Genomic DNA, 12,401 nt, shown 5'->3' with positions numbered 1-12,401 from the left:
CATGCGCACTGTCATCTTGCGTCGTGGTCTGGTCGCACTCTTTGCTGCGGCTGTGTCCTTCGGCGCCATCGTTCAAGCCCAAGCCGCCGAGACCTTGCGGATCGGTTATCAGAAGTACGGCACCCTGGTGCTGCTCAAGGCCAAGGGCACCCTGGAAAAACGCCTGGCCGACCAAGGCGTGCAGGTGCAGTGGACCGAGTTCCCCGGTGGCCCGCAATTGCTCGAGGGCCTGAACGTCGGCTCCATCGACTTCGGCGTTACCGGCGAAACCCCACCGGTGTTTGCCCAGGCGGCTGGCGCCGATCTGCTCTACGTCGCCTACGAACCACCCGCGCCTACCAGCGAAGCGATCCTGGTGCCCAAGGACTCGCCGATCAAATCGGTGGCCGAGCTCAAGGGTAAAAAGGTCGTGCTCAACAAAGGCTCCAACGTGCACTACCTGCTGGTGCGTGCCCTGGAAGATGCCGGCCTCAACTACACCGACGTAAAGACCGTGTTCCTGCCCCCCGCCGATGCCCGTGCCGCATTCGAGCGTGGCAGCGTGGACGCCTGGGTAATCTGGGACCCGTACCAGGCCGCCGCCGAGAAGCAACTGCAAGCGCGCACCCTGCGAGACGGCACCGCAATTGCCGACAACCATCAGTTTTACCTAGCCACCAAACCCTACGCCGAACAGCACCCGCAAGTGATCAAGGCGTTGGTGGAAGAGGTGCGTGCGGTAGGCGAATGGTCCAAGGCCAACCCGCAGGAAGTGACTGAGCAGGTCGCCCCACTGCTCGGCCTGCCGGCAGATATCACCCTCACATCGGTGAAACGCCAGGGCTACGGCGCGCTGTTCCTGACCCCGGAAGTGGTCGCCGCCCAGCAGAAAATCGCAGACACCTTCTACCAACTCAAATTGATCCCCAAGCCCTTGAGCATCAAGGACGTGATCTGGACGCCACCCGCCGCGGTTGCCAAAGCGCCGTAATCCGACTTCATTCAGGAGACAACTCCATGAGCCTCAATATTTTCTGGTTCCTGCCCACCCACGGCGACGGTCATTACCTTGGCACCGCCGAAGGCGCCCGCGCTGTCGACCACGGTTACCTGCAACAAGTGGCCCAGGCTGCCGACCGCCTGGGTTTCGGCGGGGTGTTGATCCCTACGGGCCGCTCTTGCGAAGACTCGTGGTTGGTGGCCGCCTCGCTGATCCCCGTGACCCAGCGCTTGAAATTCCTGGTTGCCCTGCGCCCTGGGATCATCTCCCCGACCGTGGCCGCGCGTCAGGCCGCGACCCTGGATCGCCTGTCTGGTGGCCGTGCGCTGTTCAACCTGGTCACCGGTGGCGATCCGGAAGAACTGGCTGGCGACGGATTGTTCTTGAGCCATGAAGAGCGCTACCAGGCGTCGGTGGAATTCACCCGCATCTGGCGCCGTGTGCTGGAAGGCGAGACCGTGGACTACGACGGCGAGCACATCAGCGTCAAAGGCGCCAAATTGCTCTACCCACCGATCCAGCAGCCACGCCCGCCGCTGTATTTCGGCGGTTCCTCCGAGGCCGCCCAGGACTTGGCGGCCGAACAGGTGGAGATGGTGCTGACCTGGGGCGAGCCGCCGGCAGCCGTTGCGGAAAAGATCGCGCAGGTACGCGCCAAGGCTGCAAAACTGGGACGCACGGTGCGCTTTGGCATTCGCTTGCATGTGATCGTGCGCGAAACCAACGACGAAGCCTGGAAAGCCGCCGACAAACTGATCTCCCACCTGGACGACGAGACCATCGCCCGCGCCCAGGCGTCCTTGGCGCGCTTCGATTCGGTGGGCCAGCAACGCATGGCAGCCTTGCACGGCGGTAGCCGTGACAACCTGGAAGTCAGCCCCAACCTGTGGGCCGGCGTCGGCCTGGTACGTGGCGGCGCAGGGACGGCGCTGGTGGGCGATGGCCCCACGGTTGCGGCGCGGGTCAAGGAGTACGCGGACCTGGGTATCGATACCTTTATCTTCTCCGGTTATCCACACCTGGAAGAGTCGTATCGGGTCGCCGAGCTGTTGTTCCCGCACCTGGATATCGAACGTCCCGAGCTGCCAAAAAGCGCCGGCTACGTCAGTCCGTTTGGCGAGATGGTGGCCAACGACATCCTTCCCAAAGCTGCGTCACAGAGCTGAGGCGCCGTTATGGACTTAGAAAAAATCAGCCATCGCGTGGCGCCCTGGGTGCTGCCGATCTTATTGCTGGCGGTGTGGCAGTTGTCGGTGTCGGTGGGTTGGTTGTCGACGCGCATTCTGCCAGCGCCGAGTGCAGTGATCGAAGCCGGGGTGAACCTGGTGGTCAGCGGCGAAATCTGGACGCACCTGGCCATCAGCGGCTGGCGCGCCGGCCTGGGTTTTGTGATCGGAGGCAGCATCGGTCTGGCCCTGGGCTTTATCACCGGCTTGTCGAAGTGGGGCGAGCGCTTGCTCGACAGCTCCGTGCAGATGATCCGCAACGTGCCGCACCTGGCGCTGATTCCGCTGGTGATCCTGTGGTTCGGCATTGATGAGACCGCGAAAATTTTCCTGGTGGCCCTGGGGACCTTGTTCCCGATCTACCTGAACACTTACCACGGCATTCGCAATGTCGACCCGGCATTGGTGGAGATGTCGCGCAGCTATGGCTTGTCCGGTTTCAGCCTGTTCTGGCAAGTGATTCTGCCGGGCGCGCTGCCGTCGATCCTGGTGGGGGTGCGCTTCGCCCTGGGCTTCATGTGGCTGACGCTGATCGTGGCGGAAACCATTTCGGCAAGTTCCGGCATCGGTTACCTGGCGATGAATGCCCGTGAATTCCTGCAAACCGACGTGGTGGTGCTGGCCATCGTCATGTACGCCATCCTCGGCAAGCTGGCCGACCTGGCAGCCCGTGGGCTGGAACGTGTGTGGCTGCGCTGGCACCCGGCGTATCAAGTCAAAGGAGGTGCAGCATGACGGCCCAACAACCTCCGCGTCTGTTGAAGGGCATCCCGCTGGCGGTGCGCAAATTGCGCAAGGCCTTTGGTACCCGCGAAGTGCTCAAAGAGATCGACCTGCATATTCCCGCGGGGCAGTTCGTGGCTGTGGTCGGCCGCAGCGGTTGCGGCAAAAGTACCTTGCTGCGCCTGTTGGCGGGGCTGGACAAAGCCAGTGGCGGCGAGCTGCTGGCCGGCTCCGCGCCACTGCACGAAGCGATTGAAGATACACGGTTGATGTTCCAGGAAGCGCGTTTGCTGCCCTGGAAAAAGATCATCGATAACGTCGGCCTGGGCCTCAAGGGCGACTGGCGGCCCAAAGCGCTGGATGCGCTGGAAGCGGTTGGCCTGGCCGAGCGCGCCAATGAATGGCCGGCGGCGTTGTCCGGTGGCCAGAAACAGCGCGTGGCACTCGCCCGGGCGTTGATCCACCAGCCGCGCCTGTTGCTGCTCGATGAGCCGCTGGGCGCACTGGATGCCCTGACCCGCATCGAGATGCAGCAACTGATCGAAAACCTGTGGCGCAAGCACGGTTTCACGGTGTTGCTGGTGACCCACGACGTCAGCGAAGCCGTGGCGATTGCCGACCGCGTGATTCTGATTGAAAACGGCGAAATCGGCCTCGACCTGAACATCGACCTGCCACGCCCACGGGCCCGTGGCTCACATCGCTTGGCCGCGCTGGAAGCCGAAGTGCTCAACCGCGTGCTATCGCTACCCGGTTCCCCACCGGAACCCGAACCTGTTTCACCGCTGCCGACGCAATTGCGTTGGGCTCAATAACTCACACAGGAAAAACACCATGACTATTAAAGCCATCAACGTGCGTAACCAGTTCAAAGGCACCATCAAGGAAATCGTGGTTGGCGACGTGCTGTCGGAAATTGACGTGCAGACCGCGTCCGGCATTGTCACCTCGGTGATCACCACCCGTTCGGTCAAGGAGTTGGAGCTGGTGATCGGCAGTGAAGTGATTGCCTTTGTGAAATCCACTGAGGTGTCGATTGCCAAGTTGTGATAACGCCACTGATCGTTCCCACGCTCTGCGTGGGAATGCCGCCTGGGGCGCTCCGCGTCCCGCTGTGCCAAATGTGACGCAGAGCGCCACGGGATGTATTCCCACGCAGAGCGTGGGAACGATCAGCGCTTGGGCAGATAGGCCGGCAAATAAAGCCCCACATACGCGTCAAACACCCGCATCCCTTCCTCCGCCATGCGCGGCGTAATCAGCCCATGCTGATGCACCGAGCGCGCGTACACGCGGTCGCTCAACTCCAATGCCAGGGCAAACACGTCCACATCGCTCGGTAGCGTTGGCACTTCAAAGTGGCGATTGAACACCGCCAGCATCAAGTCGCCCAATTCCAGATCATGCTGGCGATCGGCCTGGGTCACTTCGGTCAACCCGTGCTGAGCGAGGATCAACTGGCGCGCCGCGGCATCGTTGCTGTAGATGCTGAGCATGCGTTGTTCAACGATGTAGGACAGGTCGCGCCAATGCTTGAGCGATTCATGCTCGATGGGTGCCTGGATGGCGGCGCGAAAGGCTGCGTGAACGTCAGCGGTCAACGCCTCCAGCAACGCCGGCACACTGGCGAAAAAGTGGTACACCGATGACGGTGGTATCTGTGCTCGTTCGGCCACGCTGTAGATCGACAAACTGGCCACACCTTCGGCGGCCAGCAAGGTGCGGGCGGCGTCGAGGATCGCATCGATCCGGGCCTGGCTGCGGGCGCGGGGTTTGCGAACAGTGGCGGGGCGGGTGGTCATGGATGTCTCCTACAAGGCAGCGGGCATTGTATGAGCAGGAAGGTGTGTTGTCTGCCAGGCCGCTATCGCAGCGATGCGGCGACCCGACAAGCCAGCTCCCACAATGGAACGCATTTCAAGGTTGGAACGCGATCAAATGTGGGAGCTGGCTTGCCTGCGATGAGGCCAACCCGGTTTCCAAAATAAACCCATAAAAAAACGCCACTGACCAAAATCAGCGGCGTTCTTTTATTGCAGCAACCGCTTACACGGTATGCAGGTACCAGTTGTACTCAAGGTCGGAGATGGAGTGTTCAAACTCCTCCAGCTCACTTTCCTTGCAGGCGACGAAGATATCGATATATTTAGGATCGATGTACTTGGCCATCACCTCGCTGTCGTCCAACTCACGCAGGGCATCGCGCAGGTTGTTCGGCAGGCTCTGCTCGTTCTGCTCGTAGCTGTTGCCTTCCACCGGAGCGTTCGGCTCGATCTTGTTGGTCAGGCCGTGGTGCACGCCCGCCAATACCGAGGCCATCAGCAGGTAAGGGTTGGCATCGGCGCCAGCCACACGGTGTTCGATACGCACGGCATCGGACGAGCCGGTGGGTACGCGAATCGCCACGGTGCGGTTATCCAGGCCCCAGCACGGCGAGTTCGGCACGTAGAACTGTGCGCCGAAACGACGGTAGGAGTTGACGTTGGGGCACAGGAACGCCATTTGGGCGGGCAGGGTCTCCAGCACACCGCCGATCGCGTGACGCAATGCGGCGTTCTGCTCGGGATCCTCGCTGGCAAAGATGTTCTTGCCGTCCTTGTCCAGAATGGAGATGTGCACGTGCAAACCGTTGCCTGCCTGGCCTGGGTAAGGCTTGGCCATGAAGGTGGTGTCCATCTCATGGTCGTAGGCGATGTTCTTGATCAGGCGCTTGAGCAGTACCGCGTAATCACAGGCCTTGATCGGGTCGGCAACGTGGTGCAGGTTCACTTCGAACTGCGCCGGGGCACTTTCCTTGACGATGGCGTCCGCCGGGATGCCTTGCTCCTTGGCACCTTCCAGAATGTCCTGGAGGCAGTCGACGTATTCGTCGAGGTCGTCGATCAGGTAGACCTGTGTCGAGTGCGGGCGTTTGCCGGAGATCGGTGAGCGGGGCGGTTGTGGCCGGCCGTTCACGTTCTCCTGGTCGATCAGGTAGAACTCAAGCTCGAAGGCGGCGCAGATGGTCAGACCGAGGTCGTCAAACTTGGTAACAACTTGGCGGAGCACTTCGCGCGGATCGGCGAAGAAAGGTTCACCTTCAAGTTCGTGCATGGTCATCAGCAGTTGCGCGGTAGGGCGCTTTTGCCAGGGTTCATTGCACAGGGTGTCGGGGATTGGATAACAGATTCGGTCAGCATCACCGATGTCCAGGCCCAGGCCGGTGCTTTCCACCGTAGAGCCGTTGATATCCAGGGCAAATAAAGAGGCAGGCAGGTTAATGCCCTTCTCGTAAACCTTGTGGAGGCTGGTGCGTTCGATGCGCTTACCGCGCACCACACCATTCATATCCGCAATTAGAAGGTCTACGTACAGAACCTCAGGATGATCCTTAAGGAACGCGTTCGCTTCGTTAAGCTGAACGGCACGCGGGGGTACCGACATGATGCAACACCTTTGTTGTTAAAAATATCAATCATTGATCTTTTCTGGTTTCAGTCAACCCGAACGGCCTGCCGAAGTCAAGCGAGGCATTTTTTGCCCTAAAAAAGCGCCATGGAGCCTTTTTTGCGGGGTTTTGGGGCGGTTTTTTGGGTTTTAGGGGCTTGGGACCTGCAGGCTTGAGCGGGCCGTGTAGGATTTTTTACGGGGGTGTTGTGTAAAAAAATGAACAAGGCTAAGCTCGATTCAAACCCATAACAGCAATAATACCGGGGTGCTTCATGTTTCACCTGCCGCCAATCGGCGTCTGCGCCTGCTCCAGCCAGGCTTTGTCCGCAGCTCGTTCGCCCCGTGTGAATGCTCAGGCACCGGCCAATATTCTTGACGGCCCGGCCGATCTCCTTTTTGCCATCTCCGACGCCACTGAGCGACCCTCATCCGCCGTGCCGATCATAATTGCGCACAACTTTGGCCTGAGGAATGCAACCTGCGGGCAAATGGCAGGTAAGCTCCTACCCTGAATGAAAAAACGACGCGGATGCTGCGTCAACCAACGCCTGGCCTTTAATGGATGCCAGGAAACCCAGCCCAGAGGCATTTATGAGTAACAACCTCGACCAGCTCACCGATTGGTTGAAAGACCACAAGATCACAGAAGTCGAATGCATGATTGGCGACCTCACCGGCATTACCCGGGGCAAGATCTCGCCGACCAACAAGTTCATTGCCGAAAAAGGCATGCGCCTGCCCGAGAGCGTTCTGTTGCAGACCGTGACCGGCGATTATGTCGAAGACGACATCTATTACGAATTGCTCGACCCGGCCGACATCGACATGATCTGCCGCCCCGACCAGAACGCGGTATTCCTGGTGCCCTGGGCCATCGAACCGACCGCCCAGGTGATCCACGACACCTACGACAAGCAAGGCAACCCGATCGAGCTGTCGCCGCGCAACGTGCTCAAGAAAGTCCTCAAACTCTACTCCGACCGCGGCTGGCAGCCCATCGTGGCGCCGGAGATGGAGTTCTACCTGACCAAGCGCTGCGAAGACCCGGACTTCCCGCTGCAACCGCCGATTGGCCGCTCCGGCCGCCCGGAAACCGGTCGCCAGTCCTTTTCTATAGAAGCAGCCAACGAATTCGACCCGCTGTTTGAAGACGTCTACGACTGGTGCGAACTGCAGGAGCTGGACCTCGACACCCTGATCCACGAGGACGGCACCGCGCAGATGGAAATCAACTTCCGTCACGGCGATGCCCTGTCCCTGGCCGACCAGATCCTGGTGTTCAAGCGCACCATGCGTGAAGCCGCGCTCAAGCACGACGTGGCCGCCACCTTCATGGCCAAGCCCATGACCGGCGAGCCCGGCAGCGCGATGCACCTGCACCAGAGCATCATCGACATTGCCACCGGCAAGAACGTCTTCTCCAATGAAGACGGGACCATGAGCCAGCTGTTCCTCAACCACATCGGCGGCCTGCAGAAGTTCATCCCTGAATTGCTGCCTTTATTCGCCCCCAACGTGAACTCGTTCCGCCGCTTCCTGCCCGATACCTCGGCGCCGGTGAACGTGGAATGGGGCGAAGAAAACCGCACCGTCGGCCTGCGCGTACCGGATGCCGGCCCGCAGAACCGCCGCGTGGAAAACCGCCTGCCGGGCGCCGACGCCAACCCGTACCTGGCGATTGCCGCCAGCCTGTTGTGCGGCTACATCGGCATGGTCGAAGGCCATAACCCGAGCGCGCCGGTGGTGGGCCGTGGTTATGAGCGGCGCAACCTGCGCCTGCCGTTGACCATCGAAGACGCTCTGGAACGCATGGAAAACAGCAAGACCATCGAGAAATACCTGGGGCAAAAATTCATCACGGGCTACGTCGCGGTCAAGCGGGCCGAGCATGAAAACTTCAAGCGCGTGATCAGTTCGTGGGAGCGGGAATTCCTGCTCTTCGCCGTCTGATGCGCCGGGCGCGCCTTTTAAATGGCGCGCCTTCACTGAAAAGTCTAGGAGATTGGTATGTCCAGCAACAACCCGCAAACCCGTGAATGGCAAGCCTTGAGCAATGATCACCACCTGGCGCCGTTCAGCGACTTCAAGCAATTGAAAGAGAAAGGCCCAAGGATCATCACCAAAGCCCACGGCGTTTACCTGTGGGACAGCGAAGGCAACAAGATCCTCGACGGCATGGCCGGCCTGTGGTGCGTGGCGATCGGTTACGGTCGCGATGAACTGGCCGATGCCGCCGCCAAGCAGATGAAAGAACTGCCGTACTACAACCTGTTCTTCCAGACCGCACACCCGCCGGTATTGGAGTTGGCCAAGGTCATTTCCGATGTCGCGCCGGCAGGCATGAATCACGTGTTCTTCACCGGCTCCGGCTCCGAAGGCAACGACACCATGTTGCGCATGGTCCGCCACTACTGGGCGATCAAGGGCCAGCCCAACAAGAAAACCATCATTGCCCGCAAGAATGGCTACCACGGCTCTACCGTGGCCGGCGCCAGCCTGGGCGGCATGACCTATATGCACGAGCAGGGCGACTTGCCGATCCCGGGCATTACCCACATCGCGCAGCCGTACTGGTTTGGCGAAGGCGGCGACATGAGCCCCGAAGAATTCGGTGTGTGGGCCGCAAACCAGTTGGAAGAGAAAATCCTGGAGCTGGGCGTGGACAACGTCGGCGCCTTTATTGCCGAGCCGATCCAGGGCGCCGGTGGCGTGATCGTGCCGCCTGCCACGTACTGGCCGCGCATCAAGGAAATCCTCGCCAAGTACGACATCCTGTTTGTCGCCGACGAAGTAATCTGCGGCTTCGGCCGTACCGGTGAGTGGTTCGGTAGCGATTTCTACGACCTCAAGCCGCACATGATGACCATCGCCAAGGGCCTGACCTCGGGCTACGTGCCCATGGGCGGCCTGATCGTGCGTGACGAAGTGGTGGCGGTGCTCAACGAAGGGGGCGATTTCAACCACGGCTTTACCTACTCCGGCCACCCGGTGGCCGCGGCCGTGGCGCTGGAAAACATCCGCATCCTGCGCGATGAAAAAATCGTTAACCGTGTGCACGACGAAACGGCACCGTATTTGCAGAAACGTCTGAGGGAACTGGGCGATCATCCGCTGGTGGGTGAAGTACGCGGCGTCGGTATGCTCGGTGCGATCGAGCTGGTGCAGGACAAGGCGACGCGCAAGCGTCACGAAGGCAAAGGCGCCGGCATGATCTGCCGAACCTTCTGCTTTGAAAATGGCCTGATCATGCGCGCCGTGGGCGACACCATGATCATTTCGCCGCCACTGGTCATCAGCAAGGCTGAAATCGACGAGCTGGTCACCAAGGCCCGCCATTGCCTGGACCTGACTTTGGCTGCCTTGCAGGGCTAAGTGCTAGGCTCAGTGCGCGGTGCACTGGGCAGTTAAAAATGCAGGGGCTTTGGTTGAAAGCCGGCCCCTGAACTTGCCAGACTGTCGCCCTGTTTTGTTGCCCTTCGGTTGGGCCGTAAAACATACAACGCTTGTGGCCCAAAAAAGAAAAAATTGGAGCATCACCAAATGAAGGCATTAGGTTTGAAGAACGCTGGCAAGACTCTCCTCGCCTTGTCCCTGATGGGCGCAATGGCGGGCGCGGCCCAGGCAGACAATAAAGTGCTGCACGTTTACAACTGGTCCGACTACATTGCACCGGACACCATCGCCAACTTTGAAAAAGAGTCGGGCATCAAAGTGGTGTACGACGTTTTTGACAGCAACGAAACCCTGGAAGCCAAGTTGCTGGCAGGCAAGTCCGGCTACGACATCGTCGTGCCGTCGAACAGCTTCCTCGCCAAGCAGATCAAGGCCGGTGTCTACCAGGAGCTGGACAAGTCCAAGCTGTCCAACTACGGCAACCTGAACAAATCCCTGCTCAAGGCTGTATCGGTCAGCGACCCGGACAACAAGCACGCCTTCCCGTACATGTGGGGCTCGATGGGCATCGGCTACAACCCGGAGAAGGTCAAGGCCGCACTGGGCGTGGACAAGATCGACTCGTGGGACGTACTGATGAAGCCGGAAAACATCGCCAAGCTGAAAAGCTGCGGCGTGAGCTTCCTCGATTCGCCAACCGAAATGCTGCCGGTAGCGCTTCATTACCTGGGCCTGCCGACCGACACTACGAAGAAGGCTGATCTGAAACAGGCCGAAGACCTGTTCATGAAAATCCGTCCTTCGATCGGCTACTTCCACTCATCCAAGTACATCTCCGACCTGGCCAACGGCAACATCTGCGTGGCTGTGGGCTACTCGGGTGACATCGAACAGGCCAAAACCCGTGCGGCTGAAGCCGGTGGCAAGGTCAAGATCGCCTATGACATTCCCAAGGAAGGTGCTGGCAGCTTCTTCGACATGGTCGCCATTCCCAAGGATGCCGAAAACGTCGAGGCTGCCTACGCATTCATGAACTACCTGCTCAAGCCAGACGTCATGGCCGCGATCACCAACAGTGTGCGTTTCCCGAACGGTAACGAGAAAGCCACTGCCCTGGTCGATAAAGACATCACCAGCGACCCGGGTATTTATCCGTCGGCCGAAGTGCAATCCAAGCTCTACGCCATTGCCGACATGCCAGCGGCAACTCAGCGTGAAATGACCCGTAGCTGGACCAAGATCAAGTCCGGTAAATAACGCCAGAAACCTGTAGGAGCGAGCTTGTGTGGGAGCGGGCTTGCTCGCGAATGCGGAGCGTCAGCCAGCATATGTATCAACTGATACGCCACTTTCGCGAGCAAGCCCGCTCCCACACAAAACAGCTCTCAGAAATTAAATGACAGAAAGTTTTGCCGGATCGGTTTATCGACGGTAAGTTGCGCGCCGGTTTTGTTGCCGGGCAACAACTTCAAGGCCCCAACTATTCAAGAGGACCTCCACTTGCCAATTTCTTTATTTCGCAAAGCCATGCTGGTGGGTGCAGGTATCACGCTGGCTGCCAGCGTACAGGCCGCACCGACGGTGCATATTTATAACTGGTCGGACTACATCGGCCCCGACACCCTGGCCAACTTCGAAAAGGCCAGTGGTATCAAGCCTGTGTATGACGTGTTTGACTCCAACGAAACCCTGGAAGGCAAGTTGCTCGCCGGGCGCACCGGCTACGACGTGGTGGTGCCGTCCAACCATTTCCTGGGCAAGCAGATCAAGGCCGGGGCATTCCAGAAGCTCGACAAGTCACTGCTGACAAACTACGCCAACCTCGACCCGGTGCTGCTCAAGCGCCTGGAAAAGAACGACCCGGGCAATCAGTATGCGGTGCCGTACCTGTGGGGCACCAATGGCATTGGCTACAACGTCGACAAGGTCAAGGAAGTGCTGGGGGTCGACAAGATCGACTCCTGGGCCGTGTTGTTCGAACCGGAAAACATGAAGAAATTGGCCACTTGCGGTGTGTCGTTCATGGACTCGGCCGATGAAATGCTGCCCGCAGTACTCAACTACATGGGCCTGGACCCCAACAGCACCAACCCGGCCGACTACAAGAAAGCCGAGGAAAAACTGCTGAAGGTGCGGCCCTACGTGACCTACTTCCATTCCTCCAAATACATCTCGGACCTGGCCAACGGCAACATCTGCGTGGCGGCCGGTTTCTCCGGCGATGTTTTCCAGGCCAAGGCCCGTGCGGCGGAGGCGGGCAAAGGCGTGAACATCGCCTACACGATTCCCAAAGAAGGCGGCAACCTGTGGTTCGACGTGCTGGCGATTCCCAAGGATGCCAGCAACGTCAAGGAAGCCCACGCCTTCATCAACTATTTGCTGCAGCCTGAGGTGATCGCTCAGGTCAGCGATCAAGTCGGTTACGCCAACCCTAACCCAGGGGCGGACAAACTGATGGAGCAATCGATACGCACCGACGCAGCGGTTTACCCACCGCAGGCGGTTCTCGAGCGGACATTCGTCAACTTTGAGCTACCCCCGAAAGTGCAGCGTTTAATGACCCGTAGCTGGACCAAGGTCAAGACGGGCAAGTAAGGCTCAAACTATCCAAGGCTGGCCCGCATTGGGCCGGCTGCACAGTTTTTTTTGGG

The 12,401-nt window shown here is 59.6% G+C and carries 11 protein-coding genes; 9 read left to right on the top strand and 2 right to left on the bottom strand.

The genetic code is table 11. The annotated features are described in order from the left end of the window. Window position 1 precedes the first annotated feature (1 nt). From AB4P90_RS28155 to AB4P90_RS28135, 5 genes are read left to right on the top strand one after another with little or no spacing between them, the layout of a single operon-like run. Window positions 2-970 (top strand): sulfonate ABC transporter substrate-binding protein, encoded by a 969-nt coding sequence (locus AB4P90_RS28155; RefSeq protein WP_014720391.1) that lies wholly within the window; start codon window positions 2-4, stop codon window positions 968-970. A gap of 26 nt (window positions 971-996) precedes the next feature. Continuing rightward, window positions 997-2,145, top strand: a complete 1,149-nt coding sequence (gene ssuD / locus AB4P90_RS28150) for an FMNH2-dependent alkanesulfonate monooxygenase (RefSeq protein WP_003195260.1) — start codon at window positions 997-999, stop codon at window positions 2,143-2,145. Window positions 2,146-2,154: 9 nt separating this feature from the next. Next, entirely contained in the window at window positions 2,155-2,940 is a 786-nt protein-coding gene (gene ssuC / locus AB4P90_RS28145; protein ID WP_395605529.1) for an aliphatic sulfonate ABC transporter permease SsuC, read from the top strand. Further along, complete coding sequence (ssuB, locus tag AB4P90_RS28140; protein ID WP_032902254.1) at window positions 2,937-3,743, top strand: aliphatic sulfonates ABC transporter ATP-binding protein; 807 nt, start codon at window positions 2,937-2,939, stop codon at window positions 3,741-3,743. The genes ssuC and ssuB overlap by 4 nt, the downstream gene beginning before the upstream one ends. A gap of 19 nt (window positions 3,744-3,762) precedes the next feature. Then, window positions 3,763-3,978 (top strand): molybdopterin-binding protein, encoded by a 216-nt coding sequence (locus AB4P90_RS28135; RefSeq protein WP_003176783.1) that lies wholly within the window; start codon window positions 3,763-3,765, stop codon window positions 3,976-3,978. 122 nt (window positions 3,979-4,100) lie between these two features. Here the strand turns inward: AB4P90_RS28135 and AB4P90_RS28130 are convergent, their stop codons facing one another. Together AB4P90_RS28130 and AB4P90_RS28125 are read right to left on the bottom strand one after the other, a co-directional pair. Continuing rightward, complete coding sequence (locus tag AB4P90_RS28130) at window positions 4,101-4,730, bottom strand: TetR/AcrR family transcriptional regulator (RefSeq protein ID WP_019817784.1); 630 nt, start codon at window positions 4,728-4,730, stop codon at window positions 4,101-4,103. Between the two features lie 244 nt (window positions 4,731-4,974). Next, window positions 4,975-6,351 (bottom strand): glutamine synthetase family protein, encoded by a 1,377-nt coding sequence (locus AB4P90_RS28125; RefSeq protein WP_003195252.1) that lies wholly within the window; start codon window positions 6,349-6,351, stop codon window positions 4,975-4,977. A gap of 597 nt (window positions 6,352-6,948) precedes the next feature. On the opposite strand from AB4P90_RS28125, the gene AB4P90_RS28120 reads away from it, so the two are divergent. The 4 genes from AB4P90_RS28120 to AB4P90_RS28105 all read left to right on the top strand — a co-directional run bounded on the left by AB4P90_RS28120 (window position 6,949) and on the right by AB4P90_RS28105 (window position 12,345). Next, window positions 6,949-8,307 (top strand): glutamine synthetase family protein, encoded by a 1,359-nt coding sequence (locus AB4P90_RS28120; RefSeq protein ID WP_003195249.1) that lies wholly within the window; start codon window positions 6,949-6,951, stop codon window positions 8,305-8,307. A 57-nt stretch (window positions 8,308-8,364) separates the two neighbouring features. Beyond that, entirely contained in the window at window positions 8,365-9,729 is a 1,365-nt protein-coding gene (locus AB4P90_RS28115; protein WP_014720386.1) for an aspartate aminotransferase family protein, read from the top strand. Window positions 9,730-9,912: 183 nt separating this feature from the next. After that, entirely contained in the window at window positions 9,913-11,007 is a 1,095-nt protein-coding gene (locus AB4P90_RS28110; RefSeq protein WP_019817783.1) for a polyamine ABC transporter substrate-binding protein, read from the top strand. 243 nt (window positions 11,008-11,250) lie between these two features. Next, window positions 11,251-12,345, top strand: a complete 1,095-nt coding sequence (locus AB4P90_RS28105) for a polyamine ABC transporter substrate-binding protein (protein ID WP_014720384.1) — start codon at window positions 11,251-11,253, stop codon at window positions 12,343-12,345. Window positions 12,346-12,401 lie beyond the last annotated feature (56 nt).

Source organism: Pseudomonas sp. B16120, assembly GCF_044218845.1.
GTDB classification, from domain to species: domain Bacteria; phylum Pseudomonadota; class Gammaproteobacteria; order Pseudomonadales; family Pseudomonadaceae; genus Aquipseudomonas; species Aquipseudomonas paracarnis.
The sequence above is the reverse complement of the archived record's forward strand: the minus strand, read 5'-3'. Positions and strand labels throughout refer to the sequence as shown.